This window comes from Muricauda sp. MAR_2010_75, from assembly GCF_000745185.1.
Classification (GTDB): Bacteria; Bacteroidota; Bacteroidia; order Flavobacteriales; family Flavobacteriaceae; genus Flagellimonas.
On record NZ_JQNJ01000001.1, the window covers coordinates 217,526 to 243,100 of the forward strand.

Below are 25,575 nucleotides of genomic sequence, written 5' to 3' on the forward strand. Positions count from 1 at the left end.
GTAGGTGGTTAGTAGGAAATTAAGAAATGCAGTGTGCTATTCTTTAAGGACCACTTCGCTGTACTTGGAGTTGATGGTAATGGATTTTCCGTCTTGATTGGCAATATGATACCCTTTATGCACATTGGTCTGGTAATTTTTTGAAGTACCCAGGGACATACTTTTCGGATAACTGAATTCAGAAGCGGTTTCATTTACATAAATTTTAAAAGGTACCGAAGGCAACACACAGTCCACCGCTCCATTTTCCACGGTAATGTCAATGTTTGAAAATCCATCGGAAACGGAATCAATGTTCAATACCCCCAAACTACTGGTAACAAAGGCATTGTTTACCAATCTTCCAATAATTACATTGGAAGAAACCGAATTCAATCTCAGTTCTTTAACCTCCTTAAGGTTTACCCTATCCGAATAATCCGTTTTTAACTGTCCATAGTTCCATTGTTGCACCTCAACAGGGGAATAGGAAGCCCTAATGTTGGTCTTGTCCCCATCAATGGTAGAGGCATGCAAGCTTGCGTATGACAAGCTTGCATTGATGTTCTTTGTATTGGCGGCCAATTTTACCTCGCCATGCCTCACGTCCATTTTAAGTTTAACGCTCTTGGGCATTTTGATCTTGATACGTTTTTTGACCTTATATTTTTTGTGCTTACCGTCATCCGATGAAAAATAAAACACATTGGGCTCACCGTTATTGATGCTGATGACACGTTGGTGCCTAACCTCATGTTGCTGCTTTCTGGCTTCCTCATGTTGTTTTCTCATCTCTTCCTGGGCCTCTTTATGAAGTTCCATTTGCTCCTCCTTCAATTCCTTGCGTTCTTCCAAAAGGTGCTTCCGATCTTCCTCTATTTGCTTTCTGTTCTCGGCCATTTCCTCTGCCATTTCCTTGGCCATTTCTCCCATCTCCTCGCTCCACTCTTTAAAACGCTCTTTGTACTCCTTATCAAAATTCTTGTCAAAGTTCTTTTTCCACTCTTTCATGTACTTGTCCCCGTCTTTTTTGTAAGCTTCATAATCAAAATCCATGTGAGGCATAGGCGGCATGGGCGGCATTGGAGGTAAATTGGGCATTACAATAACTTCCGGAATCTCTGGGATTTCTGGAATCTCGGGCATTACAAACTCAATATTTGGGATTTCCGGAATATCAAAGTCATATACAAAGGATGAATTGGCCCAAAAACCACTGCCCGTTGTACGAATTTCTATTTCCTTGCTGTTTCCCTTAATGGTAACCTGATCTTTTTCAAAGTAGGATTGTGCTTCCTCATCAGTGGCTCCCTCCAATTCCACCACAGCGGTAATCTCCACTTGGTTCTTGTCCCATGTTTCAAATTCAATATCCGCATAACTGGTATTGATGTTGATAATGGCATCTTGGTCCACATTGAACGTTTCTTTGTAGGTCTTGGATTTCTCTTGTGCATGACAGACCAAGCCCGTCAGCACAAAAAGAAGCCCACTACATAATATTTGATGTCTCCTGCTCATTTTTTGATGATTTTAATTGATTTAATTTTGATTTCAGTTTTTGTAACAATTGCAACCGCAACTGTAGATTCTTTACCAAGGCACCAATAGTTTGATCATTGGGTCCTATTTGGTTGAGTTCCTTGTTCAATTGATGGTACTCCTCGTCCAATTCGGCCAATCGATCCATATAGCTGTCCATGACCTCCTTATTGTTGGCATCAACTTCCAAGTCGGACAATTCAAGATTGATATTGGTGAGGTAATAATTTTCCACCTTTTTTAAATCTGGCGAAAGATCCCCCAACGAGATGGCCTGCTGCCCTTCCTTGTCATTTTCAGTTTCAACAATCTGGGTGCCTGAAACATTACCATCCTCCTCGTTGCTGGAAAAATAATAGAACGTTAAGCCCAAGGCCACTACAACAGAGGCTACCATCTGCCACCAAACGGCATATCCTTTCTTTTCCTTCGGAGGCTTCTCTATTGGCATTTTTTCATCCAATTTGGTCAGGAACCGGGCCTCATGTCCCTTTTTCATAGAGTAGGTTTTCTCTTCCCGTTCCTTTGCGAACAACTTTCTAAGATCCCGTGCCATACGCTTTGTCCTTTAATGATTCCTTTAGTTGTAATTTGCCCCGTAACAATCTGGTCCGAGAGGCAGCTTCTGTAATGTTCAATATTTGGCTTATCTCGCTATGGTCATAGCCTTCCACCAAAAACAATTGCACCACGTACCTATATTTATCCGGTAATTCCTCTATGGTCTTTTTTACCTCTTCCAGGGAAATCCCTTCTTCAACATGCCAGTCCGCCTCATCCGTGATATGAAGATACCCTTCATTCAACTCCACTGTTCGTTGGTTTTTCGATTTTAAAAAATCGATGCTCCCGTTTACCACAATCCGTTTCAGCCAAGCTCCGAACGTAACCTCCCCTTTAAATTGGTCAATCCGCTGGAACGCCTTTATAAAAGATTCCTGAACCACATCTTCTGCATCACTCGAATTTTTCAAGAAGCGCATGGCCACGCCAAACATACCATCACAATATTGACGATACAGTTTTAGCTGCGCCCCACGGTCGTTGCGCTTACATTTTTCTACCAGTTCAATTTGAAACACGGTCAGTTTGCTGTTTGGTTCTTAGTGGTTCTCTATAAAGACGATGAAAAAAATGGAACGTTTCAGAATTGTTCTCTTTTTGTTGACTTTTAACAAAAAATCCCGTTGATGCATCAACGGGATTTCATTTTTCATACGATTTATGGGGCTTTTATTCGTCCAACAATAGATTGAGATGCACCGTAATATTGTCTCGCGTAGCTTTGCTATATGGGCATATTTCATGGGCTGCATTGATTATTTTTTCACCCATCTCCTTATCAACAGTGGGTAAATAGGTGTCCAGAGTGGCCTCCAAAAAGAAACCTTCTTCCTCCTGATTAAATGCAATGGTGGCTGTTACATTAAAATCACCAAGGTCGTCAACGCCATGTTCTTTGGCCACAACCTCCAAGGCTCCGGCAAAACAAGTGGAATATGCAGCAGCAAAAAGCTCCTCCGGATTAGTGGATTTTGGATCGGGCTTTCCTTTGGAATTTGGCATACTGATGTCAAAATCAAGAACACCGTCCTCACTTTCTACATGTCCAGATCTACCTCCTGTATTTGTGGCCTTAGCTTCAAAAATTGTCTTCATCATCTAAATGTTTATTGGGTTCAAATGTACCCATTGACCGAAATCAACGGTACATATCATGAAAAATACCATTTTGATTCTGTAACACCATCAAATCTGCTATTAAATTTTTGTGAAATGGAAAAACATGGCACTACCGCACGAGCCATACGTGAGCCATAACCCATAAAAACTTTATACCTTAGTATAAAATCCGATGACTGTTACCTTTGGCAACCAAAAAAAACACACCACCCAGCACCATTTCCAAAATCAAGGCACTTCGTAAACAGGAAATTTCCGTTGAAGCCTTAACCGAGGGTATCTTTAAAAGTGACAAAGCTATGTTGGCCAAGGCCATTACGCTTTTGGAAAGTACCAAACCCGAACATTCTGAAAAAGCCAACTTGGTAATCGAAAAATGTTTGTCCATACCCAATTCCAGTATCCGATTGGGAATCACCGGGGTTCCCGGAGTGGGAAAAAGTTCGTTCATCGAGACATTGGGCACCACATTGACCCATATGGGGAAAAAAGTGGCCGTCTTGGCGGTAGATCCCACCAGTTCTTTGAGCAAGGGCAGTATTCTTGGTGATAAAACCCGCATGCAAGCCCTTTCCAAAGATCCAAATGCATTTATTAGACCTTCCCCTTCCGGGAATTCCTTGGGCGGAGTGGCCCAAAAGACCCGAGAGAGCATTATGCTTTGCGAGGCAGCGGGATATGATGTCATTTTAGTGGAAACCGTGGGCGTGGGCCAAAGTGAGATTGCCGTACACAGCATGGTGGACTTTTTTTTATTACTGAAACTTTCCGGTGCTGGCGATGAGCTACAAGGCATTAAACGGGGTATCATGGAAATGGCCGACGCTATTGCCATCAACAAGGCCGATGGTTCCAATCTGGAACGCGCCAAACTTGCGGAAACCGAATTTTCCCGTGCGCTTCACCTCTATCCACCAAAAAAGAATGGTTGGGTGCCCAAGGTTATGCGCTGTTCCGCGACCGAGAATACCGGCATCAAGGAGATTTGGGAATTGGTGGAGCAATTCGTCAAACAAAACAAGGAAAATGGCCATTTTGAAAAAAATAGAAAGATCCAGAACAAAAATTGGTTCCTTCAGACCGTGGATGAACACATCAAACAGTTTTTCCATCAACGAGGGTCCTTTAAAAAGGAACTGAACAAGATGTTGACCGCCATCGAAAACAACGAAATTTCCCCTTTTTATGCCGCTAAACTCCTCTTGGACAAAATCACCAAGGAACTTTAAATAAAAGCAATAAATTTGCACAGATCAAAAATTGAATGAGCACCGTCACCGACTCCCTCCTATCCATAGTGGTTCCTTTGTACAATGAAGAGGACAATGTGGTCCTGTTGACCCAAAAGATTCATGAAAGTCTTGAGGGATACAGCTATCAAATCGTATATGTGGATGACTTTTCCACGGATAAAACACGCCAAAGGGTCAAGGAGATGGACGATGACAAAGTCCATTTGATTGAACTGAAAAAAAATTATGGCCAAAGTTTGGCCCTGGCTGCCGGACTTGATTATGCCGAAGGGGAATATATCATCACCATGGATGGGGATTTGCAAAATGATCCTTCGGATATTCCGCAAATGTTGGAATACGCCGTGGGCGGTGAATACGATGTTGTTACAGGAATCCGTCAAAAAAGAAAGGATTCCTTGGTCAAAAAAATACCGTCCAAAATTGCCAATTTTTTGGTCCGCAGGGTGACCAAATTGGATATCAAGGACAACGGCTGTGCCCTGAAAGTATTTACCAAGGATATTGCCAAGGGTTTAAACCTGTACGGCGAAATGCACCGTTTTATTACACTTTTGGCCTTTTTGGAAGGGGGACAAATAAAGCAAGTGCCCGTAAAGCACCATGCCCGCCATGCCGGGGTCTCCAAATACGGCTTGGAACGGGTTTTTAAGGTGGTGGCCGATATGATGTTGTTGCTCTTTATTCGAAAGTATTTTCAACGTCCCATTCACCTGTTTGGTATTTTTGGAGTGCTGTTGATTATTTTGGGTGTCTTCATCAATATCTATTTGTTGATCGTGAAGCTTGGTTTTGGCGAGGATATTGGAAGTCGACCTCTACTTATTTTTGGGATGATGTTCATTTTAGGGGGCATTCAATTGTTCACTATCGGTATTGTGATGGAACTGCTCATCCGAACCTACTACGAATCCCAGCAAAAAAGGCCTTATCGCATCAAAAAAATTACTGTAGGTGACGGAAAAGCTGCGTAAAAAGCTCATCACAGCACTGAAGTTTATCATCAGTGCAGCCCTGATCTACTTTATATTCACCAAAATAGATCTTAAGGATGTCTTGCAGACTTTAAAGAAAAGCAATCCACTTTATCTACTGCTTGCCATTGTGTTCTTTGTACTTTCAAAAATGCTCGCCGCGCTTCGATTGAATCTGTATTTGCATCAAATTGGGGCCAAAATCACCCAAAAGAGCAACTTGAAGCTGTACTTACAGGGCATGTTTTACAATCTTTTTCTCCCAGGAGGAATCGGGGGTGACGCGTACAAAGGATATGTCATCCAAAAAAAATACGAAACCGGGACCAAAAAAGTGGTCTCCGTTTTGCTTTTGGACCGATTAAGTGGCATGCTATTGCTCTTTCTTTATGCCTGTTTTTTGGCCTTGGTATCCGATAATGTATTCTTCAATGGATTCATGGGGGTGACCATTGCCTTAATTCCATTGAGTATTGTGGTTTTCTGGTGGATGAACTGGAAATTCTTTTCCTATACTTTGCCCATTTTTTGGAAATCCATTGGATATTCAGCTTTGGTTCAATTGGCGCAGCTGATATGTGTGCTATTCATACTGCAATCACTTTCCATTAGCTTAGATGTAATTGAATACCTCTTTGTGTTTTTGGTTTCCTCAATTGTGTCAGTTATTCCCTTAACCATTGGTGGGATTGGTAGCAGGGAAGTCACCTTTTTATATGGGGCCCAATGGTTGGGGTTGGATGCCAGCACCTCCGTGGGAATCAGTTTTACCTTCTTCTTGATTACGGCCTTAATTTCGCTTTTGGGAATTATCTATCACTTTAAGAAACCCAAACTGGAAACGGTTTCCTAATCCAAATGCACCAAATGCATTTGTTCCAATTGCTTCTGACGGGTGTTGGGGTTTAAAAATTTGAGCTGCAATCGGGTTATCCTAAATTGATCTACGGTGATTTGTTCATGCCAGTGATACCCCTCATTCAATAATTTTTCCAACTCTTGGTCGGTGGCATATATCCAAATGTCCGTCTTTTCTTCCACATCCGAAATTGAAACAATTTCTACAGGTTTCTTGTTATAAAAATCCAGCCCCCAAGTAAGTCTTTTGGAAATTTTGAAGATTTTATCCACGGGAATTTGATGTTCCGCTACTTTTTCAGCCATGGTAGACCCCGCTTGGTATCGAAGTAATCTTGGATAAAAATGGGTGTTCAACAATCCATTCAACAATAAGGAACCACAAACTGAAATGGTAATAATTCTCAAATAGGATGATTCTCGTTTTAAGCAGAAATAGGTAATTATCCCCAATATGGGCAGTAACACAAAATAGCCATGGTAATACTTGAACTTGAACACATAAAAGCATACCAGGACGGTAAAAATAAAGACCAGACTCAATATGAAATATTGAAAAACCAAAATTACCTTGGTTACTCCCAGCTTTTCCTTTTCCCTTAAAGTATATAAGTAAGAGGCGGAAAGTAGGGCGTACAACGGAATTAGAATATTCATGTAATGGGGTAGCTTGAATTGGGCAAAGCTGATTAAGCCAAATAGAATGGTAATCCCTCCCAAAGTCAGAAACTCCATTTTCGGATTATACACAAATTTCTGTTGCCAAAAAGTCTTTAGTCTTGTCCAATAGGCAATCAATGCCAAAACGGTCCACGGCAAGAAGACCCATAAAAAGGTGTGGAAAAAGAAGAAGAAATCGCTGCTGTTCTTTCCTATGCCCTCACCACTCATTCGTTCAAAACTCTGCTCCCAGAAAATAAAAAAGATGCCACTTCTATGGTCTTTACCCCGAATTACTTTCTCCGGATGCAAATCAAATTGGTGGTAATAGGCATACAACATCGGCGAAATGGTAATAGCAAAGACCAAAAGGGCCACCAACACCTTCCAACTGAGCAATCGCATCCATTTTCGGGTATAGGCCAAATGGCAGAGCAAGGAAACACCAATGACCACCAAGGCAATCTGACCTTTGGTGGAAAAGGCCATTCCGGCACCAAAAGCTCCCAGGGCAATACTTTTCAGGGTACTTTTCTCAACGTAGGTTGCCAATTGCCAAATGGAAAAAATGGTAAATCCGGTTAAAACGGCATCGGTACGGACGTCGATATTGGCCAATACAATGGTCTGGGCAGTCATAAAAATCAAGGATGCCAAACGTCCAACTTCTTGGTTGTAGAGCAATTTTCCAAGTCCATAACAGCTATAGGCACCTAACAGGGTCGCCAAAATGCCGGGAATCCGGTAGGCCCAATCGTGGATACCAAAAATCTTGTATGACAGGGCGGCCAACCAATAATGCATGTGGGGTTTGTCCAGATATTCTTCGGTTCCCTTGATCAACGTGAGCCAATCGTTCTCTTGGACCATCCGCATGGCCATCACCGCAAACTGTGCAGAGTCGTTTTCAAAAAGGGTCACAAACATTCCAGCGATGTATACCAGAACAATCAAGGAGAGTAAAAACCAGTATCTGGCCGGTGAAATCATGTACCCAGTTTTTGGAATGCAAATATAGCCAACTTGGCAAACAACCATCCGAACAAAGTACCCACCAAGGCACCCGTCAGTACATCCAAAGGATAATGAACTCCGATATAAATCCGGCTATAGGCCACCACACAGGCCCAAAGAATCAAAGCCACTCCGATAAACTTCACTTTCCCTCTAAATAAAATCAAAAAAAAGATAGCGGGACCAAAAGAATTGGCGGCATGCGCCGAAAAATACCCGTACTGCCCACCGCAATAGCTCTTGACCAAACGCATCATGCCACTGATTTCCGGGTCGTGGCAGGGTCGGAGTCGACCTACCCCATATTTAAAAAAGTTGGAGAGCTGGTCAGTGCAGGTAATCAAGAGAGCAACAGCCACCAAAATGATTCCCGTTTTTTTCCACCCGAAGTTCTTGTAGGAGAGGTAGAGTAATAGCACGTATAAGGGAAACGAGCTTTTTGTGTTGGTCATGAACATCCAGAAGCCGTCCCAGGTTGGGGTTCCCAGTCCGTTGAGAAACAAAAAGAGGTCTTGATCGTATTGTAGGAGCTGTTCAAGCATTACGAATCATATCTTGAAACTTCCCTATCATAAAATGCGTTTGCGGCCTCAATCAAACTCTCCGCTTCCTCCATTAAATCCGCCTCATCTTCTTTGGAAAACTCCTCCATCCATTCCACATCATCATTTTCCAGATTGATGATGAATCGTGGATATTCGGTATGGACAATAAAAATAGCATCTGGATAATCGGTATTATCAGCCAATAGAAATTTGGGTAGTTCCATAAATTATGCGTTGGACTCCAATAGTTTGGAATCATGTTTAGTTCGAATCAGTTTTTTGGTCAAATAATTGAATCGAATATACAACATTACGGCTGATGCTGTCAATCCCAACAGCAATCCTATCCAAATTCCAGTGCTTGAAAAGCTGGTATACAAGCCAAGATAAAAACATACCGGAAACCCAATGAGCCAATAAGCCACAAAGGTGATAAACGTAGGGATTTTTACATCCTGTAATCCCCGGAGTGCTCCTAGGACCACTACCTGCAAACCATCGGAGATTTGAAAAAATGCAGCAACCAATAGTAATTTGGCTGCAATAATAATCACTTCGGTATTATCTGCCTGATTGGCAATGTCATCCACATCCAAATAAATTGTGGGGAACCAATGTCTTCCCAAAAGGAACAGTATGGCAAAGGCCACTTCCAAAATAAATGTCAGGAAGAAAATGGACTCCGCAATCCGTCGTAACTCTCTAAAATTTTGCAACCCTTTTTGATTACCAACACGTACCATGGCCGCAACACTGAGCCCCATACCTACCATAAAGGTCATACTGCTCAGGTTTAACGCTATTTGATTTGCAGCTTGTGCATTTTTTCCCAGTACCCCACTCAACCAAATGGCCGCCGTAAAAATGGCTACTTCAAAAAACATCTGCATTGCGGAAGGGAAACCTAAGCTAATGATCTTTTTCATCACTTTTTTCTCGATTTCCCTAAAATTGAAATGGGTTACGTAGGTTTTAAATTTCTCTTTGCGCTTCAACAAAAACCAGATATAGCCTACCATGATGAAACGTGAGGCCAACGTACCAATGGCTGCACCTACAATGCCCAACTTAGGAAATCCGAAGGAACCAAAAATGAGCAAATAATTGATGGAAATGTTCACTACATTGGCCAAAATAGTGGCATACATGGGATATTTGGTCTGGGACAATCCTTCTGAGAACTGCTTAAAAGCCTGAAACATGACCAAGGGCACCAATGAAAAAGCAACGAGTTCCAAATAGGGAATGGCCAATTCCACCACTTCAGGGGGTTGCTCCATGTGGTACAGCAACGGCTTGCATAACATTATTGCCCCAAACAGAGAAAGCCCCAAAAGGGTACAGAGTACCAGTCCATGTTTTAGGGCCTTTTTTGCGTCAGCGGGGTTTCTTGCTCCATCGGCCTCAGCCACTAAAGGGGTGATTGCTGTGGAAAATCCAATACCAAGCGACATGGCTATGAACACAAAACTGTTCCCCAGTGAGACTGCGGCCAGTTCCGCAGTACCCAATTGCCCCACCATAATGTTATCAGCAAAAGCTACAAAAGTGTGCCCCAACATCCCCAAAATTACGGGGTAGGCCAATCTAAGATTATATGAAAATTCTTTGGTGTATTGTTGAAGCATTATAATGCATCTTAGAAGCAAACAAATATAGAACCTTTGGACCTAATCCTATTCAGTACAGAGTCGCAGTTTTTTAACCAACCTTATCCTGTTAATTTTTTGATATCATGTTAAAATTATAAGTAACAGACTTTAAGCCAGTTAATTCCTTGGAGCATATGCTTAGAATGCGTAAATTTTGAGTGCCAATCTCAATTAGAGAATGAAAATTTCAGCTCCACACTTTTTTTTGATGTTTGCTGTTCTAATCATGGGGTCTTGCGCAGAGCAGGAAACCAAAAAAGGGATTCTAACGCTTCATGAAAACTATGGGCAAATTCAGGACATTATTTCAATCGCAGATTGCAACAGTCCATTTGGTACCTATACCACAGAGGTTCATTCGCTTTCGGATGGAAGCTGCTATTTCATTCAAAAATTCAATGAAGCTGAGACTGCTTTTAGGGTTAGAGTGGATTCTACTCACCAAGGTTATTTAATAAGTGAAAACAACAGTGTCATTGATACCTTATCACAAGAGGATGTGGAAATGATCCGTGGTCATGAAATCCATAAAATGAGTATTGATCCCAACCATTTTTATTCAAAACTTCAATTCAAAAGCAAGGTTATCCACCAAGAAAAAGACCATGAACTGTATACGGGCGAAGATAGGTTAGGAAATCCTGTTCGACTTTTATACAGTTCTGCTGAAAAATTGATTTCAAAGATTGAATCGCGAAATCCAAAAGACACCACGCAGACCATTGAACTGTTTTACGATACCTGGCTGCAGAGCAAATATGGAGCAATGGTCAAGGAAATTCATATTGTCCAAGCGAAAAAAGATACGTTCTTCTTTACTTTTAAATCTGTGGAAATCAGAGGAGAAAGTGGCAACACCAAAGTAATCTGAAAACCACATACATAGGCAATTATGCTGAAGGCAATTTCTTGGCCTCTTCCCAAAAAATGTCCATTTCGGCCAACGTCATTTCCTTGAGGGTTTTACCAGATTCCTTGGCTTTTCCTTCCAAATATTGAAACCGTTTTATGAACTTTTTGTTGGTGCGTTCCAGCGCATTTTCTGGATTTACATTTAAAAATCGGGCATAATTGACCATGGAAAAGAGCACATCGCCAAATTCCGATTCAATTTTATCGGCATTGTTGGATTCGACTTCGACCTGCAGCTCTCCCAATTCTTCCTTTAATTTTTCAAAAACCTGCTCTGGATGTTCCCAATCGAACCCCACACCTGCTACTTTTTCCTGGATTCGATTGGCCTTGACCAAGGCGGGCAAACTGTTGGGAACGCCTTCCAAAACACTTTTTTTGCCTTCCTTGAGCTTGATGTTTTCCCAGTTTTGCTTCACTTCGTTCTCGTCCTGTACCTTGACGTCACCATAAATATGAGGGTGTCTATTGATTAATTTCTCACAGATGCCATGGGCAACATCGGCAATATCAAAATCTTGGGTCTCCGAACCTATTTTTGCGTAGAAGACAATATGCAGGAGCAAATCCCCCAATTCCTTTTTCACTTCCTCCAAATCATTATCTAAAATAGCATCACCCAGTTCGTAGGTTTCTTCGATGGTCAAATGGCGGAGCGTCTGCATGGTCTGTTTTTTGTCCCAGGGGCATTGCTCCCGTAATTCGTCCATGATGTTTAGAAGTCGTTCCACTGCCTTCAGCTGCTCAGATCTTGCGTTCATCTATAAAATTTTATTTAAAAGTACAAAGACCGTAAATAGCATAAGTTGATTTTTTATCCATAGTTATAAAGACCATGGATTGGTAAAAGGAAGAAATGAGGGGTCACGGCATTTGGTCTTAGTGCTCTATTGAAAATTGTACATTTGAGAAAACACCAATAATATGAAAGCGCTATTATCCTTGGCAATTTTATGCTGTGGGCTTTTCTTGAATGCTCAAGAAATTGTGAAACTGCCTAACACCGAAGGCCCACCCATAACGTGGGAAACCCCGGGAAATGAATATTTCTCAAATATTTGGAACACGCAAGTGGTCACCAATGTATCCGAACCCAGCATGCAAGTTTTTCGGCCGAAAGAAGAACTCAACACCGGCACTTCCGTAATTGTTGCTCCCGGGGGTGGATTGTTTGCCCTGAGCATCAACAGTGAGGGCAATGATGTGGCCAAATGGCTGAACGAAAAGGGCATTACCGCCTTTGTTCTTAAATATCGATTGGTCCCAACGGGAAAAGATGGTGTTGCTGAAATTGAAAATGATGCTCCCAAGGAACCCGAAAAATTTATGGAACGCGTCAATACTGTGCTCCCCTATTCCATCAAAGACGGACTCAATGCGGTAAAACACGTTCGTGAAAATGCAGATACGTATGGTATAGACCCAAATAAGATAGGCTTTATGGGCTTCTCTGCAGGAGGAGCCGTGACGGTAGGCGTAGCCTACAACTACACCGAGGAAAGCAAACCCAATTTTTTGGTTCCGGTTTACTATTGGTCCAGCGTGGTCCCGTTGGAAAAACCTAAGGAAGATGCACCTCCCATGTTCTTGGTATGTGCCTCGGATGACCCCTTGGGTCTTGCACCGGGAACCATCGAATTATATTCTTCATGGCTGGAAGCCGGAAAAAGTGTGGCATTACAAATGTACAGTAAGGGCGGACACGGTTTTGGAATGCGCAAACAAGGATTACCTTCAGATACGTGGATAGAACGTTTTTATGATTGGAGTAAAACCCAGAAATTAGTCAATGAAAATTAATTTCTATCACACAAAAACCTTCGACATGAAAAAATTCTTGATTCTTCTACTGTTACTTCCAATTTTTGCATACCCACAAGCACCCAATCGTTTTGATAACGAGGTCATGGAAATCCAAAAAAAGAACGATTCGCTTTGGGACGCTTCAAAACCTACGCTCGTTTTTACGGGGAGTTCCAGTATTAGAATGTGGAAAGACCTTCAAGACAGGTTTCCAGAGCAGCAAGTGCTAAATACCGGATTTGGCGGCTCGCAATTCTCGGATTTGGAACTCTATTTGGACGAATTGATTCTCAACTACAACCCAACAAAAATCTTTATTTATGAGGGAGATAATGATGTAAGTGCCAAAAAAAGGCTCAAGGATATCGTGAACACCTCAGCACGGATTTTAAACACACTTCAGCAAAGAAAACAGGGAATGGAAATTATCTTAATCTCCCCAAAACCCAGTATTTCCAGATGGAAATTACGAAGAAAGTACAGGCGATTGAACCGAAAACTGAGCAGGCTGGCCGAAAAAACCGATGGGGTTGATTTTGTGGATGTGTGGTACCCCATGCTTGACAAACGAAAAGTAAAACAGGACATTTTCATTGAAGATGGCCTCCATATGAATACCAAGGGCTATGATATCTGGTACGAGGTATTGAAAAACCATGTTAATTAACTAATCAAACTACTGTGATAAAAAAGTCATTACTGCTCTTTTCCGCTATTATTTGTTTAGCGGCTTGCCAATCTGAAAAAAAAGAAATCCTTTATCCCAAAACTGACCTAGCAGCTGTTCCACTAATTCCAAAACCCGTTAAAACCATAGCAACCCACAGTGCTTTTGGCTTGGACTCCAATACGGTCATCTATACCACAACACAAGACCCAGCATTTGAAAAAGTGGGGCAATTTCTTTCGGAAAAGATAAAGGGGAAGATTGGGCTGAACATAGCAGTAAATGATGCCCATTCAGAAAAACTAGAGCGGTTGATTTACATTAATCAATCGGATAGTACGGATTTGGAAACTCCTGAATCCTATCAGTTGTACATTAAAAAGGACTCCATTTTAGTCAACGCCAAAACGGCCGCGGGTGCTTTTAGGGGAATCCAGACCTTACGACAATTGATTCCTGAGAAAAGTAATGATACCCTCACCGATCATCCCATTTGGTTGATTCCATCAGGAAAAATTGTGGATGCCCCCAAGTTTGAATATCGCGGTGCGATGTTGGATGTAGCGCGACATTTCTTCACCGTGGAAGAGGTGAAAAAATACATCGATATCCTGGCATACTACAAGTACAATACCATTCATTTGCACCTTTCCGATGACCAAGGCTGGCGTATTGAAATCAAATCGTGGCCCAAACTCACCGAGGTTGGTTCCAAAACCGAAGTAGGCGGCGGTGAAGGCGGATTCTACACCCAAGAAGAATACAAAGATCTAGTGCAATATGCTACGGATAGACACATGACCTTAATTCCTGAAATTGATATGCCAGGGCATAGCAATGCGGCTTCGTTGAGCTACCCGTTCCTTAACGGGAATGGAAAACCACTAAAGCCTTACACAGGCACCCGAGTTGGTTTTAGCACTTTTGATACCAGAAAAGATACGGTTTATAGCTTTTTGGATGATGTCATTGGTGAAATCGCTGCCATTACGCCTGGTCCATATTTTCATGCAGGTGGGGATGAAAGTCATGCGACCAAAAAGAGCGATTACATCCATTTTGTGGAAAAAGTGGAAAAACTGGTTCAAAAGCACGGAAAACAAATGATAGGATGGAACGAGATTGCCCAAGCCAATCTTGACCAATCTTCTGTTGCCCAACTTTGGAATGAATCGCATAGTGCCATAAAAGCCGCTGAGAATGGCTTAAAGGTTATTCTTTCTCCATCGGAACGAACCTATGTGGACATGAAATATGATTCCATTTCCGAATATGGTCTTACTTGGGCTGGGTATATTCCTGTTGATGTGGCCTACAACTGGAACCCAGAAACGTATGTGGAGGGCCTTCCGCGAAAAAGCATTCTGGGTATTGAGGCACCCTTATGGTCCGAAACCATCAGCAATAGTGCCGAATTGGAATATCTGGCTTTTCCAAGGGTCATTGGGATTGCCGAATTGGGTTGGTCCCCAGCAGAACATTGTAATTGGGAAGATTACAAGGAGCGCTTGGCCCAACAGGTTCCCTATTTGAATCAAATGGAAGTCAATTATTATCCAAGTCCGTTGGTGGACTGGAAGAAAGACTGATTATTCCTCTTCGCTAGAAGCTACGGAAGTTGGCTCTTCCTCAGCATCCTCCTCTGTAACAAAATCTGAAATGTTGTTATCGATGAGGATGTTGTACCACTGGATAATTTTTTTGATATCACTGGCATACACGCGGTCCTCGTCATAATTGGGAAGAATTTCGAAGAAGTATTCTTCCAACTCAATTTTCTCGGCCTTGTGGCTGATTCCGGTTTTTTTACCGTCTTCCTTTTCCTTGATTTTTTGGAAAACTTCACGAAGGGGCACTTCTTCCTCCAAGGTATAAATCGCTATTTCAGAAAGGACACTGACATTACTTCTCATCCCAACGGTAACTCGTTTTCCATCCAAAAGGGATTCCCCAACAAAACCACTTCGTGTCTGGGTCAATAATTTGTAAAGTCCGGGCTTACCGCCAATCGATAAAATTTTGTCCAATGCCATTCAAAATAGATTTATGCGCGCAAAAATATAGTATTCTCTGAAACGTCAATTTTTTTAACGTCCTTTTTTGATATTGGGGAACCGCATTTTGTAGTCTACAGCGATTTTTCCTTTTGAAATTTTCTCCAACCTACTTTTTAGGAGGCGTTTCTTCAAAGAAGAGAGCTTGTCGGTGAACAAAACCCCTTGAATATGGTCGTATTCATGTTGAATCACCCTTGCCAACAGTCCGTCATAGGTTTCGGTGTGGGGTTTAAAATTTTCATCCAAGTAGCTGATGGTAATTTCAGGCTTTCTTTTGACATCCTCACGGATATCGGGAATACTCAAACAACCTTCATTGAAATCCCATTCCTTCCCCACTTCCTCTTCAATTTTTGCGTTGATAAAGACTTTTTTGAAGCCATTTAAAGCTTCTTGGTCCTCCTTGCTCAATTCTTCATCATCCGCAAAAGGGGTAGTATCCACCACAAACAGACGAATGGGCAATCCAACTTGTGGGGCCGCCAATCCAACCCCGTGGGCATTATACATGGTTTCCCACATGTTAGTGATCAGTTCATCAAGTTTTGGATATTTTGAAGTGATATCCTTGGCCATTTTACGTAAAACGGGGTCTCCGTATGCAATAATGGGTAAAATCATAAATTAAATTCTGTTAAGATATGCCTGCAAAATCAGCGTGGCACTTATTTCATCCACCAAGCCTTTGTCTCGGCGTTTTTTCTTTTTCATTCCACTGTCCAACATGGACTGGAATGCCATTTTGGAGGTAAACCTTTCGTCTTGGCGCTCCACAGGAATTTTTGGAAACCTTCCTGTCAGTTTTTTCAAAAAGGGTTGGATCAGTGCTTCCGATTCAGAGGGTGAATTGTCCATTTGTTTGGGCAATCCTACCACAAATCGTTCCACGGATTCCTTTTCAATATAATCTGCAAGAAAGGGAATCAAATCCTTGGTTTCAACCGTGGTCAATCCGGAAGCAATCAACTGAAGCTCATCGGTAACCGCAATCCCTGTTCTCACCTTTCCATAATCCAACGCCAAGATTCTAGCCAAACCAAAATTTTTGGCAAAAATAACCTTAAAAATGTTATGCCCTTAAAATAAGCCCCATTATTCTGATGAGGGTACTATCTTTGTCAAAATTTTAAGAAAAATGACAGACTTAAGGGGACTTATTGAAGAAGCCTGGGACAACCGGGAATTGTTGAAGGAAGAGAAAACCCAAATTGCCATCAGGGAAGTAATTGATTTAATTGATATGGGGGAATTGCGCTGCGCACAACCCACTGCCGATGGTTGGCAAATCAATGAATGGGTCAAAAAAGCGGTGGTATTATATTTCCCCATCCAAAAAATGGAGGTGCTTGAAGCTGGCATTTTTGAATACCATGATAAAATTCCATTGAAAAAAGGATATAAAGAAAAAGGGGTTCGCGTAGTTCCTCATGCTGTAGCAAGACACGGCGCCTATATTTCCAAAGGAACCATTCTTATGCCCAGTTACGTAAATATCGGGGCCTATGTGGATGAAGGCTCCATGGTAGACACTTGGGCCACGGTGGGAAGCTGTGCACAAATTGGAAAAAACGTTCATTTAAGTGGTGGTGTGGGCATTGGCGGTGTTTTGGAGCCCTTGCAGGCTGCACCTGTCATTATTGAAGACAATGCCTTTATCGGTTCCCGTTGTATTGTTGTTGAAGGGGTTCGGGTTGAAAAAGAAGCGGTTCTTGGGGCCAATGTGGTGCTTACCGGTTCTACCAAAATAATTGATGTTACAGGTGATGAGCCTGTTGAGCTCAAAGGCAGGGTTCCCGCAAGATCGGTTGTGATTCCCGGAAGCTATACCAAAAAGTTCCCCGCAGGGGAGTACCAAGTGCCTTGTGCATTGATTATTGGAAAACGAAAGGAAAGCACGGACAAAAAGACCTCGTTGAACAATGCCTTACGGGAACATGATGTAGCGGTCTAAGCATTTAGTTTGAAGAAATTCTTGGTCATACAACAAAAGATGGTCGGCGATGTACTCGCCAGCACCATTCTTTGTGAACATCTCAAAATCCATTTTCCCGGTTCGGAGGTCCATTATGTGATCAATGAATCCACTTTGGCTGTTGTTGAGGGAAATCCATTTGTGGACAAAATCATTCTTTTTAAGAACGACTATCGGGAAAACAAGCTTGCTTTTTATAGATTTCTAAAATCGATAAAAAAGGAACACTATTTTGCCACCATAGATGTGTACTGCAAATTGGAAAGTAATCTCATCAGCTATTTTTCAAGGGCAGATTTAAAGATTTCCTATAAAAAATGGTATTCCAAGTTCATTTACACCCATTTGTTCTCCTATTCCCACAATGAGAAAACCAAACTGGGCCATGCCATTGAAAATCGCCTTTTGTTACTTTCTTCTCTAATTCAAGAATTGGAAAAACCGGATTTAGCACCAAAAATCCATTTGTCAGAGTCTGAAAACGAGGAAGCGAGACAAGTCCTCCAAGAATACGATGTTGATACTTCCAATCCTATTATTATGGTGGGATTATTGGGCAGTGAACACTGTAAAAGTTATCCTTTGCACTATTTGGCCGAAACCCTGGAAGTTATATCGAAAAAACATCAGGTCACGTTTTTGCTGAACTATATACCCAACCAGAAAGACAAGGTAGCTGAATTTCTTTCGCACTGCACTCCAAAAACCAGAGGTTATATTCGAGAGGATGTTTTCTGTACTTCTTTGCGCTCGTTTATTGGGCTCATGGGGCAATGTAATGTATATTATGGAAATGAAGGTGGTTGCAGCAATATATCCAAAGCACTTGGCATTCCCAATTTTTCCATTTTTTCTCCTTGGATTTCCAAGACCGCATGGCTTACCTTCAATGAGAATAGCAAGAACCAAGCAGTGCATCTGGCAGATTTTAAACCGGCAATTCTCAATCTACCCAAAAAAGAACGCAAAAAGAGCGCTGAACAATTATATAAAACTTTTAAACCTAAGTTTTTTAAGGAACAGTTAGATCGCTTCATCGAGCGTGAAGTTTTCCCTGACCAATAACACTTGGTAGGATTCTTCCAAGATTTTCCATCCACGATCCAGCATATAGGCAATGACAAGTTTGCCTTTGCCACCGTTGGGCAGATCGCAATCGTCAATCAAAACAATTGAGTTGTCGTGGAGTTGGTCTTCAATTCTTTGAAACTCTTCCAAGTGGTGTTGCTGGCTTTTTTTCTGAACCTCTGGATCATTGCTATAATCATAGCTGTCCAGATATAGTACATCTACAGTTTTATCAAAATTCTCCAAAAAAGCCAGTGAATCGGAATGATAGATTTTGACAAAATCCTGAAGGTTCTGTCTGTCTACTTCTGCCTGCGCGTTTTTTACGGAATCTTCACTAATGTCCACGGAATGTACAAATGCTGCATTTTCCTTTGCCCATTTCCCAAATACGATAGTGGCCGCCCCATTGCTCTTGGCCCCCCGAAGACCTTCGCGAGACGTCCCTGTTTCCACAATGGTTTTGGCCTTGGTCCTTTTCATCAACTCCATCATTTTTAAAAAGGTGTTTCTTCGTTTTCTAAAATCGTATCTAAAGGGCATAAACGGGTAAAGGGATTTATGTTTGACCCATTTTCCTATTAAAAAACTGGCTATTCCCAAGAGAAGTATGGTGATTGCTATCTTCATTGATGCTTTTTCAAAATTTTTCAAATATAAAGCAACCATCCTCCTTTTTCTTATCTATCTCTTAGAAATAACAATAACAGATCAATTTTAGGAGGTAAAAAGTAGGGTTTTCAGATTTTTAGTTGTTGTAAGAAAAATAAACAGCCGAACAATTTTTGCCCTGTTTTTTTGTTATAGTTTTGTAGAACCAAACCTCGTACCAAAATAATATTATGGCTGGATTGAGCACCCCAAAGCAAAAAATATCAGCACTCATCATCACCTACAACGAAATAGGATATATTGAAAGATGTATCGATTCCGTTTCATTTGCCGATGAGATTATTGTAGTTGATTCCTTTAGTACGGATGGCACCTATGAATATCTGGTAAACCATCCAAAAGTAAAGGCAATCCAAAATCCCTTTGATAATTTTACCGCCCAAAAATCCTTTACGCTGAAACAAGCTTCCAATGATTGGATACTTTTTTTGGATGCGGATGAAGTGGTCAGTAAAGAACTTCAAAAGGAAATTCTGGATACAGTGAACAATCCCAATGCCTGTGAGGCATACTGGTTTTACCGTAAGTTCATGTTTCAAAACAGTCCGTTGAATTATAGTGGATGGCAAACCGATAAAAACCATAGACTGTTCCGAAAAAGCAAAGCGTATTTCACCGATAAAAAGATTGTTCACGAAACCTTGGAGGTAGATGGTACATCTTGCATTTTAAAGGAAAAGCTTACCCACTACTGCTACAAAAATTACGAGGATTACAAAGGAAAAATGCTCCGCTACGGTCAGTTAAAGGCAAAAGAGGATTTCTACAAAGAAAAGCACTTCAATTACCTACTGATGTTGGTCAAGCCAGCTTGGAAATTCTTTAACCACTTTGTACTGCGGCTCGGTTTTTTAGATGGCAAAAAAGGAATTACCATTTGTTATCTTAACGCTTTAGGTGTTTTGGAACGATATAGGGAACTAAAGCGACTGGAGAAGAAAAATGAACTTGCTTATTATTTGGTGATGCCGTAGTGGGTCCAAACCACTTTGTTGGATCGTGTCTCTTTACGTATCGATTGATTTTTAGCAATTGATTCAGGAGTCTTATACCCTCTTTTATGATCTAAATGCACACAAACAGCACTGTAGCGCAATTGCTTGGACTTAATCCCAAAGTTAAACAATCGCTCGCCCAACTCACGATCCTGACCCCCATATTGCATCCGTTCATCAAACCCGTTAACATTTAAAATGTCCTTTTTCCACCCTGAAGAATTATGTCCGTTCCAACTGGCGTTGGTGGGCGTAAATGTATTCAGCAGTTTGGATATGACCCCACTGGCGGTAAGCTTATTGTTCTTAAACGTTTTTGGAATCCCCTTTTCTTTGAGCCAGTGGATATTGAAACAGTTTTGGTTTTCAATATCCTCTAAGGTTATCATTTTGGAAATGTTCATGGGAAGCATATAATATCCTCCAGAAATGAAATACCCATTTTCCTTGTTGATATAATGAACTTCTACAAAATCTTCACGGGGAATGCAATCGCCATCGGTCATGATAATATACTCTGCATTGCAGGCTTCAACGGCTTTATTAAGAATCCGTGATTTTTGAAAACCATCATCCTCCTGCCATATATGGATAATGGGATAGAACACTTGGCTGGATAGTTCTTCCAAGAGTGCCTTGGTTTTGGGGCCGGAGCCATCATCAGCTACAATGACCTCAAAATCCTTGAAAATCTGACAATTAAATCCCCAAAGCACCTTTTTTAGCCATTCCTCGGCATTATAGGTACTTACAATTACGGATATCTTGGGGGCCTCCCCTTCATTCTGGTTCATCTTGGCAAAAATAGAAATATTAAATGTTATCACATATCCTTACTTTAGCTTATCCAAAATCCTAGAATGAAAGTCAAAGAAATCCCAGTTTCCATATTCAATCAGGCTCGACTTACGTGGCAATCTCCAAAAAAGATGGAGATGGGTAAAGAAATTATTCCTGTTGTGGTCTCTTTGGCTTCAATCCCATCTAGATTGGGAATTGTTCATATCACTATAAGAAGCATTTTTGACCAAAGTGTGCTTCCCGAACATATAGTCCTATGGCTTCACGAGAATTTAAAAGAAAGCATTCCAAAAAAACTGTCAGAATTAACCGGAGAACACTTTTCCATCCGGTTTACCAGTCATTCCAGTTCCCACAGGAAACTTGTTGAGCCACTTCAAGTGTATCCCAACAAGGTCATTATTACCTGCGATGATGATATGATGTACCGGCAAAATTGGCTATTCAATTTATACAAAGCTCATTTAGAAAAGCCTAATTGTATAATCGGCAACCAAACCCGGTGTATCAGCTATGATGAAAAGAACGAATTACTTCCTTACAAAAATTGGAGTTCAGGGGTTGAATCATGCCCAAATCCCAAGACCGTCCTTCCCATAGGCGCAGGTGGTACCCTTTATCCACCAAATTCGTTGGACAACAGGGTCTTAAATCAAGAACTTTTTTCAAAATTAGCTCCAAAAGCAGATGATCTTTGGTTTAAGGCCATGAGTTTGTTACAAGGAACCATGTCGGTTAAATCAACCTACCCAACAAAAGAACCGATACCTATCTGGGGTTCACAAAAAGTTTCCCTGAAGAAATCCAATATTGAAGGGGACAAAAATAGAATCCAATGGCAAGCTCTTACCGATTATTTTAAACTTAAATTTTAGCCCTTGACCGAACAAATCAACAATTGCATCAAAGAACTTAAGGCCGGGAATCTTATTCTCTACCCCACTGACACCGTTTGGGGCATTGGCTGCGATGCCACCAATCCAGATGCCGTAAAAAAAGTGTATGCCCTAAAAAAAAGGGAGGATTCCAAAGCACTCATATGCCTTGTGGCTAACCAAGCCATGTTGGAACGTCACGTGAAGGAGGTGCCAGAAGTAGCCTACGACATTATGGATTTGGCTACCAAGCCCACCACCATTGTTTTTGATGAACCTGTGGGAGTGGCCAAAAACCTCATCGCTGACGACAATACATTGGCCATTCGGGTGGCTTCGGATAAATTCTGCCAGTACCTCATCAATAAGTTTGGAAAACCCATCGTATCCACTTCGGCAAACATCTCTGGACAGCCCACCCCAAAACACTTTAAGGATATCCAGCCTGAAATTTTAAAAGGAGTGGACTATGTGGTAAATTTGCCGGATGTAAACAAAGCTCCTTCCCCATCGTCCATCATTAAATTGGCCAATGACGGACAGGTGAAGGTAATTCGGGAATAATGACGGAGGAATTCCATAAAAAAGCCATTCAACATCCTGTTTTTCAACTTATCGGAGAAACGGCCGATGAATTGGGGGTGGATGCCTATGTCATAGGAGGATTTGTACGGGATTATTTTTTAAAAAGGGGCACACCAAAAGATATTGATGTGGTAGCCGTAGGCAGTGGCATTCAATTGGCCAAAAAAGTAGCTTCCAAACTGAAGGGAAAACCAGAGGTTTCAATTTTCAAGAATTTTGGAACGGCTATGATCAAACACAACGGTCTGGAATTGGAATTTGTGGGTGCCCGAAAAGAAAGTTACCACCATGACAGCCGAAAACCGGTTGTAGAAGATGGCACCTTGGAAGACGACCAAAATCGACGCGATTTTACCATCAATGCCATGGCCTTGGCCCTGAACCAATCCAATTTTGGTCAGCTTTTGGACCCTTTTGATGGACTGACCGACTTGGACAAAAAAATCATCCGAACCCCTTTGGAACCGGGCATCACCTATTCCGATGATCCTTTGCGGATGATGCGTGCCATCCGTTTTGCCACGCAATTGCATTTTAACATCGAACTGAAGTCGCTTCAGGCCATTACAGAAAATAAGGACCGTATCAAGATCATTTCCAAAGAACGCATTGTGGACGAACTTCACAAAATATTGATGAGTCCCAAGCCTTCGTTGGGTTTCAAATTAATGCATCAAACGGGATTATTGTCCCTAATTCTGCCAGAGTTAACGGCACTTCAAGGCATCGAGGAAATTGAAGGGCAACGCCATAAGGACAATTTTTGGCATACCCTGGAGGTGGTCGATAATATTTCGGAGGCCACGGATAACCTTTGGTTGCGTTGGGCGGCTTTGTTACATGATATTGGCAAGGCCCCTACCAAGAAATTCCACAAAAGAATTGGTTGGACCTTTCATGGACATGAATTTGTGGGCTCCAAAATGGTATACAAGCTGTTTAAACGCTTGCGGATGCCTTTGAACGACAAGATGAAGTTCGTTCAAAAAATGGTCCTGATGAGCTCCCGGCCCATCATCTTGGCCGAAGACCATGTGACCGATTCCGCGGTACGACGGTTGGTTTTTGATGCAGGAGATTATGTGGATGACCTCATGACCTTGTGCGAAGCCGACATTACCACCAAAAACCCGAAAAAACAGCGAAAGTACAAGAACAACTTTCAAATGGTGCGTCAAAAAATAGTGGAAGTTGAGGAACGGGACCACATCCGCAACTTTCAGCCCCCAGTTTCCGGTGAGGAAATCATGCAGACCTTCAACTTAAAACCTTCCAAGGAAATTGGAATCATTAAAGATGCCATTAAAGAAGCCATTTTGGAGGGTGAAATTCCAAATGAATACAAAGCTGCTTATCAGTTTATGTTGGAAAAAGGCAAACAAATGAACCTAAAAGTCCATTCATAATGAAAAAGAACAAATATGTAGTGTATTGGCTGTTGACCGGCTGTGCCCTCATTTTTATCATGGTGTTGGTCGGAGGAATTACCCGACTCACGCATTCTGGGCTTTCCATATCGGATTATAAGTTGATTCATGGAACCCTTCCTCCCATGAATGAGCAAGCCTGGGAAGAAGCCTTTGAGCTCTATAAACAATACCCAGAATACCAAAAACTCAACTCCCATTTTGATTTAGAGGATTTTAAGGAAATTTATTTTTGGGAATGGCTACATCGGTTCATTGGTCGTTTCATTGGAATCGTTTTCATTCTGCCCTTCCTCTACTTCCTGTTTACCAAGAAATTGGACAGACCCACCGTAAAAAAATGTCTCGTATTGCTTTTGCTGGGTGGATTTCAAGGCTTTTTGGGCTGGTATATGGTAAAAAGCGGCTTGGTGGACCGTCCCGATGTGTCGCATTTTAGATTGGCTGCACATTTGACCACCGCATTCATCACCTTCGCCTACAGTCTTTGGGTGGCATTGGACCTGATTTATCCATCCAAAAAGGAAAATATAAAACCCGTTCGAAACCTAATTCGGTTTACCTACGCTGTTTTATTGATCCAAATAATCTGGGGCGCTTTTGTGGCTGGACTGGATGCAGGCTTTATTCACAACCACTGGCCCTTGATGAGCGAGGGAAAATTGATTCATGAAACCGTGTACATTGAACAACAGCCGGTACTAAAAAACTTTTTTGAAGGAAAAAGCGGCGTTCAGTTTATACATCGCTATATCGCCTATATTGTGGTAGGTTTGATTGCCTTAATTTGGGTCCGTACCCGAAAAATTAAAAGAACCTCATTACAGGAAAAAGGACTGCAATCCTTGGTCGTTTTGGTCTTTGTGCAATTTGTGTTGGGCGTTTTGACCCTGATTTATGCCGTACCTCTATGGTTGGGTGTTGCCCACCAAATTGGGGCATTTTTCTTGTTGGCCGCCATGACGTTTACCCTGCATCGATTCTCCAAATAAGATTGAATTGTCGTAAATTTGTGCCCACTCTAAAAATTGTTGGATGATTTATAAAATCAGGATAATACTTGATGCTGAAGAAGATATCTTTAGGGATGTTGAGATTGAGGATAACAATACTTTGGAAGAATTTCACAATGCCATTACCCAAGCCTTTGGCTTTGAAGGTTCTGAAATGGCTTCCTTTTATACGTGTGATGAAGAATGGAACCAAGATGAAGAAATTGCGCTGTTTGATATGAGCGAAAATGGTTCTGATATTCGTTTGATGAACGAAACCGTTCTTGATGATGTCCTCACGGAGAAAACCCCAAAAATGATCTATGTGTATGATTTTTTCAGCATGTGGACCTTTTTTGTGGAATTGGCCGACATTGTGGACAAAGAAGATGGAAGAAGTTATCCAAATGTGTTGTTCAGTTTTGGCGAATTGCCTGATGCCCCGCCTGAGAAAAATTTCGAATCCAAACCTTCAACCGAGTTTGACGATGACTATCTGGACAGTTATGACGACATGGATTTTGACGAAAACTGGAATTAAAAACCTAACCTTTCACCCATAAACCCTTTACCTTTCACCCAAAACCCT

At 41.6% G+C, this 25,575-nt stretch carries 29 protein-coding genes; 15 read left to right on the plus strand and 14 right to left on the minus strand.

Features of this window, described 5'->3' with window-relative positions; translation table 11 throughout:
* Positions 1-36: 36 nt before the first annotated feature.
* The 4 genes from FG28_RS00995 to FG28_RS01010 all read right to left on the minus strand — a co-directional run bounded on the left by FG28_RS00995 (position 37) and on the right by FG28_RS01010 (position 3,180).
* On the minus strand, positions 37-1,500 hold the full coding sequence (locus tag FG28_RS00995; protein WP_156102169.1) for a hypothetical protein: 1,464 nt from the start codon (positions 1,498-1,500) through the stop codon (positions 37-39).
* Entirely contained in the window at positions 1,472-2,077 is a 606-nt protein-coding gene (locus FG28_RS01000) for a hypothetical protein (RefSeq protein WP_036379176.1), read from the minus strand. Before FG28_RS01000 ends, FG28_RS00995 begins: the two co-directional genes overlap by 29 nt.
* Positions 2,061-2,603 carry an RNA polymerase sigma factor gene (locus FG28_RS01005; protein ID WP_036379178.1) on the minus strand — a complete coding sequence of 181 codons (543 nt, stop codon included), beginning with the start codon at positions 2,601-2,603 and terminating at the stop codon, positions 2,061-2,063. The genes FG28_RS01000 and FG28_RS01005 overlap by 17 nt, the downstream gene beginning before the upstream one ends.
* A gap of 151 nt (positions 2,604-2,754) precedes the next feature.
* Entirely contained in the window at positions 2,755-3,180 is a 426-nt protein-coding gene (locus FG28_RS01010) for an organic hydroperoxide resistance protein (protein WP_036379179.1), read from the minus strand.
* A 209-nt stretch (positions 3,181-3,389) separates the two neighbouring features.
* Between FG28_RS01010 and meaB the strand changes: the two genes are divergently transcribed.
* Genes meaB through FG28_RS01025 form a run of 3 tightly spaced genes read left to right on the plus strand, consistent with a single transcriptional unit; the run spans position 3,390 to position 6,284 of the window.
* Positions 3,390-4,433: a methylmalonyl Co-A mutase-associated GTPase MeaB gene (meaB, locus tag FG28_RS01015; protein ID WP_036379181.1), complete on the plus strand. Its 1,044-nt coding sequence runs from the start codon at positions 3,390-3,392 to the stop codon at positions 4,431-4,433.
* Between the two features lie 35 nt (positions 4,434-4,468).
* Entirely contained in the window at positions 4,469-5,431 is a 963-nt protein-coding gene (locus FG28_RS01020) for a glycosyltransferase family 2 protein (protein ID WP_036379182.1), read from the plus strand.
* Positions 5,412-6,284: a lysylphosphatidylglycerol synthase transmembrane domain-containing protein gene (locus FG28_RS01025; protein ID WP_036379183.1), complete on the plus strand. Its 873-nt coding sequence runs from the start codon at positions 5,412-5,414 to the stop codon at positions 6,282-6,284. Before FG28_RS01020 ends, FG28_RS01025 begins: the two co-directional genes overlap by 20 nt.
* Here the strand turns inward: FG28_RS01025 and FG28_RS01030 are convergent.
* Genes FG28_RS01030 through FG28_RS01045 form a run of 4 tightly spaced genes read right to left on the minus strand, consistent with a single transcriptional unit; the run spans position 6,281 to position 10,136 of the window.
* Positions 6,281-7,939, minus strand: a complete 1,659-nt coding sequence (locus FG28_RS01030; RefSeq protein WP_036379184.1) for a glycosyltransferase family 39 protein — start codon at positions 7,937-7,939, stop codon at positions 6,281-6,283. The two genes, FG28_RS01025 and FG28_RS01030, sit on opposite strands and share 4 nt — an antisense overlap.
* Positions 7,936-8,505, minus strand: coding sequence for a phosphatase PAP2 family protein (locus FG28_RS01035; RefSeq protein ID WP_036379186.1), 570 nt, complete (start codon positions 8,503-8,505; stop codon positions 7,936-7,938). Before FG28_RS01035 ends, FG28_RS01030 begins: the two co-directional genes overlap by 4 nt.
* Positions 8,505-8,732 carry a hypothetical protein gene (locus FG28_RS01040; protein WP_036379188.1) on the minus strand — a complete coding sequence of 76 codons (228 nt, stop codon included), beginning with the start codon at positions 8,730-8,732 and terminating at the stop codon, positions 8,505-8,507. Before FG28_RS01040 ends, FG28_RS01035 begins: the two co-directional genes overlap by 1 nt.
* A gap of 3 nt (positions 8,733-8,735) precedes the next feature.
* Positions 8,736-10,136, minus strand: coding sequence for an MATE family efflux transporter (locus FG28_RS01045; RefSeq protein ID WP_036379190.1), 1,401 nt, complete (start codon positions 10,134-10,136; stop codon positions 8,736-8,738).
* A gap of 232 nt (positions 10,137-10,368) precedes the next feature.
* Here FG28_RS01045 and FG28_RS01050 point away from each other — a divergent pair, with 232 nt between their 5' ends.
* Complete coding sequence (locus FG28_RS01050; RefSeq protein ID WP_156102170.1) at positions 10,369-11,031, plus strand: hypothetical protein; 663 nt, start codon at positions 10,369-10,371, stop codon at positions 11,029-11,031.
* 19 nt (positions 11,032-11,050) lie between these two features.
* Here the strand turns inward: FG28_RS01050 and mazG are convergent, their stop codons facing one another.
* A complete protein-coding gene (gene mazG, locus FG28_RS01055; RefSeq protein WP_036379192.1) occupies positions 11,051-11,833 on the minus strand; it encodes a nucleoside triphosphate pyrophosphohydrolase in 783 nt (260 codons plus the stop codon).
* Between the two features lie 163 nt (positions 11,834-11,996).
* Between mazG and FG28_RS01060 the strand changes: the two genes are divergently transcribed.
* The 3 genes from FG28_RS01060 to FG28_RS01070 are packed head-to-tail and all read left to right on the plus strand — an operon-like array spanning position 11,997 to position 15,131.
* Entirely contained in the window at positions 11,997-12,872 is an 876-nt protein-coding gene (locus FG28_RS01060; RefSeq protein ID WP_036379193.1) for an alpha/beta hydrolase, read from the plus strand.
* Between the two features lie 25 nt (positions 12,873-12,897).
* On the plus strand, positions 12,898-13,542 hold the full coding sequence (locus FG28_RS01065) for a GDSL-type esterase/lipase family protein (RefSeq protein ID WP_036385965.1): 645 nt from the start codon (positions 12,898-12,900) through the stop codon (positions 13,540-13,542).
* 14 nt (positions 13,543-13,556) lie between these two features.
* Positions 13,557-15,131, plus strand: coding sequence for a family 20 glycosylhydrolase (locus FG28_RS01070; protein ID WP_036379194.1), 1,575 nt, complete (start codon positions 13,557-13,559; stop codon positions 15,129-15,131).
* Here the strand turns inward: FG28_RS01070 and FG28_RS01075 are convergent, their stop codons facing one another.
* Genes FG28_RS01075 through ruvX form a run of 3 tightly spaced genes read right to left on the minus strand, consistent with a single transcriptional unit; the run spans position 15,132 to position 16,634 of the window.
* On the minus strand, positions 15,132-15,575 hold the full coding sequence (locus tag FG28_RS01075) for a DUF5606 domain-containing protein (protein WP_036379195.1): 444 nt from the start codon (positions 15,573-15,575) through the stop codon (positions 15,132-15,134).
* A 54-nt stretch (positions 15,576-15,629) separates the two neighbouring features.
* Positions 15,630-16,220 carry a peptide deformylase gene (def, locus tag FG28_RS01080; RefSeq protein ID WP_036379197.1) on the minus strand — a complete coding sequence of 197 codons (591 nt, stop codon included), beginning with the start codon at positions 16,218-16,220 and terminating at the stop codon, positions 15,630-15,632.
* A gap of 3 nt (positions 16,221-16,223) precedes the next feature.
* A complete protein-coding gene (gene ruvX / locus FG28_RS01085; protein WP_036379199.1) occupies positions 16,224-16,634 on the minus strand; it encodes a Holliday junction resolvase RuvX in 411 nt (136 codons plus the stop codon).
* Positions 16,635-16,734: 100 nt separating this feature from the next.
* Between ruvX and FG28_RS01090 the strand changes: the two genes are divergently transcribed.
* Positions 16,735-17,550 (plus strand): 2,3,4,5-tetrahydropyridine-2,6-dicarboxylate N-succinyltransferase, encoded by an 816-nt coding sequence (locus FG28_RS01090; RefSeq protein WP_036379201.1) that lies wholly within the window; start codon positions 16,735-16,737, stop codon positions 17,548-17,550.
* Between the two features lie 9 nt (positions 17,551-17,559).
* A complete protein-coding gene (locus tag FG28_RS01095) occupies positions 17,560-18,636 on the plus strand; it encodes a glycosyltransferase family 9 protein (RefSeq protein WP_156102171.1) in 1,077 nt (358 codons plus the stop codon).
* Here FG28_RS01095 and FG28_RS01100 read toward each other — a convergent pair.
* Positions 18,595-19,269, minus strand: a complete 675-nt coding sequence (locus FG28_RS01100) for a class I SAM-dependent methyltransferase (protein WP_197062533.1) — start codon at positions 19,267-19,269, stop codon at positions 18,595-18,597. The two genes, FG28_RS01095 and FG28_RS01100, sit on opposite strands and share 42 nt — an antisense overlap.
* A gap of 212 nt (positions 19,270-19,481) precedes the next feature.
* Between FG28_RS01100 and FG28_RS01105 the strand changes: the two genes are divergently transcribed.
* Positions 19,482-20,285 (plus strand): glycosyltransferase family 2 protein, encoded by an 804-nt coding sequence (locus tag FG28_RS01105; RefSeq protein WP_036379207.1) that lies wholly within the window; start codon positions 19,482-19,484, stop codon positions 20,283-20,285.
* Here FG28_RS01105 and FG28_RS01110 read toward each other — a convergent pair.
* A complete protein-coding gene (locus tag FG28_RS01110; RefSeq protein WP_036379209.1) occupies positions 20,267-21,100 on the minus strand; it encodes a glycosyltransferase family 2 protein in 834 nt (277 codons plus the stop codon). The two genes, FG28_RS01105 and FG28_RS01110, sit on opposite strands and share 19 nt — an antisense overlap.
* 66 nt (positions 21,101-21,166) lie before the next feature.
* Here FG28_RS01110 and FG28_RS01115 point away from each other — a divergent pair, with 66 nt between their 5' ends.
* From FG28_RS01115 to FG28_RS01135, 5 genes are read left to right on the plus strand one after another with little or no spacing between them, the layout of a single operon-like run.
* Positions 21,167-21,982, plus strand: a complete 816-nt coding sequence (locus tag FG28_RS01115; RefSeq protein WP_036379211.1) for a zinc-dependent alcohol dehydrogenase — start codon at positions 21,167-21,169, stop codon at positions 21,980-21,982.
* Between the two features lie 3 nt (positions 21,983-21,985).
* Positions 21,986-22,546, plus strand: a complete 561-nt coding sequence (locus tag FG28_RS01120; protein ID WP_036379213.1) for an L-threonylcarbamoyladenylate synthase — start codon at positions 21,986-21,988, stop codon at positions 22,544-22,546.
* Complete coding sequence (locus FG28_RS01125) at positions 22,546-23,973, plus strand: CCA tRNA nucleotidyltransferase (protein WP_036379215.1); 1,428 nt, start codon at positions 22,546-22,548, stop codon at positions 23,971-23,973. The genes FG28_RS01120 and FG28_RS01125 overlap by 1 nt, the downstream gene beginning before the upstream one ends.
* Positions 23,973-24,986 (plus strand): COX15/CtaA family protein, encoded by a 1,014-nt coding sequence (locus FG28_RS01130; protein ID WP_036379217.1) that lies wholly within the window; start codon positions 23,973-23,975, stop codon positions 24,984-24,986. The genes FG28_RS01125 and FG28_RS01130 overlap by 1 nt, the downstream gene beginning before the upstream one ends.
* A gap of 43 nt (positions 24,987-25,029) precedes the next feature.
* Entirely contained in the window at positions 25,030-25,527 is a 498-nt protein-coding gene (locus tag FG28_RS01135) for a hypothetical protein (protein WP_036379219.1), read from the plus strand.
* The last annotated feature ends 48 nt before the right edge of the window (positions 25,528-25,575 follow it).

Bases quoted from the DNA above. Each gene is read 5' to 3' on its own strand.
- FG28_RS01035 (WP_036379186.1), bottom strand. From the start codon at position 8,505: ATGCTTGAACAGCTCCTACAATACGATCAAGACCTCTTTTTGTTTCTC.
- FG28_RS01130 (WP_036379217.1), top strand. From the start codon at position 23,973: ATGAAAAAGAACAAATATGTAGTGTATTGGCTGTTGACCGGCTGTGCC.
- FG28_RS01125 (WP_036379215.1), top strand. From the start codon at position 22,546: ATGACGGAGGAATTCCATAAAAAAGCCATTCAACATCCTGTTTTTCAA.
- FG28_RS01000 (WP_036379176.1), bottom strand. From the start codon at position 2,077: ATGGCACGGGATCTTAGAAAGTTGTTCGCAAAGGAACGGGAAGAGAAA.
- FG28_RS01115 (WP_036379211.1), top strand. From the start codon at position 21,167: ATGAAAGTCAAAGAAATCCCAGTTTCCATATTCAATCAGGCTCGACTT.
- FG28_RS00995 (WP_156102169.1), bottom strand. From the start codon at position 1,500: ATGAGCAGGAGACATCAAATATTATGTAGTGGGCTTCTTTTTGTGCTG.
- mazG (WP_036379192.1), bottom strand. From the start codon at position 11,833: ATGAACGCAAGATCTGAGCAGCTGAAGGCAGTGGAACGACTTCTAAAC.
- FG28_RS01090 (WP_036379201.1), top strand. From the start codon at position 16,735: ATGACAGACTTAAGGGGACTTATTGAAGAAGCCTGGGACAACCGGGAA.
- FG28_RS01020 (WP_036379182.1), top strand. From the start codon at position 4,469: ATGAGCACCGTCACCGACTCCCTCCTATCCATAGTGGTTCCTTTGTAC.
- FG28_RS01040 (WP_036379188.1), bottom strand. From the start codon at position 8,732: ATGGAACTACCCAAATTTCTATTGGCTGATAATACCGATTATCCAGAT.
- FG28_RS01135 (WP_036379219.1), top strand. From the start codon at position 25,030: ATGATTTATAAAATCAGGATAATACTTGATGCTGAAGAAGATATCTTT.
- FG28_RS01045 (WP_036379190.1), bottom strand. From the start codon at position 10,136: ATGCTTCAACAATACACCAAAGAATTTTCATATAATCTTAGATTGGCC.
- FG28_RS01075 (WP_036379195.1), bottom strand. From the start codon at position 15,575: ATGGCATTGGACAAAATTTTATCGATTGGCGGTAAGCCCGGACTTTAC.
- FG28_RS01065 (WP_036385965.1), top strand. From the start codon at position 12,898: ATGAAAAAATTCTTGATTCTTCTACTGTTACTTCCAATTTTTGCATAC.
- FG28_RS01100 (WP_197062533.1), bottom strand. From the start codon at position 19,269: ATGAAGATAGCAATCACCATACTTCTCTTGGGAATAGCCAGTTTTTTA.
- FG28_RS01030 (WP_036379184.1), bottom strand. From the start codon at position 7,939: ATGATTTCACCGGCCAGATACTGGTTTTTACTCTCCTTGATTGTTCTG.
- FG28_RS01060 (WP_036379193.1), top strand. From the start codon at position 11,997: ATGAAAGCGCTATTATCCTTGGCAATTTTATGCTGTGGGCTTTTCTTG.
- FG28_RS01105 (WP_036379207.1), top strand. From the start codon at position 19,482: ATGGCTGGATTGAGCACCCCAAAGCAAAAAATATCAGCACTCATCATC.
- FG28_RS01050 (WP_156102170.1), top strand. From the start codon at position 10,369: ATGTTTGCTGTTCTAATCATGGGGTCTTGCGCAGAGCAGGAAACCAAA.
- FG28_RS01010 (WP_036379179.1), bottom strand. From the start codon at position 3,180: ATGAAGACAATTTTTGAAGCTAAGGCCACAAATACAGGAGGTAGATCT.
- FG28_RS01110 (WP_036379209.1), bottom strand. From the start codon at position 21,100: ATGAACCAGAATGAAGGGGAGGCCCCCAAGATATCCGTAATTGTAAGT.
- def (WP_036379197.1), bottom strand. From the start codon at position 16,220: ATGATTTTACCCATTATTGCATACGGAGACCCCGTTTTACGTAAAATG.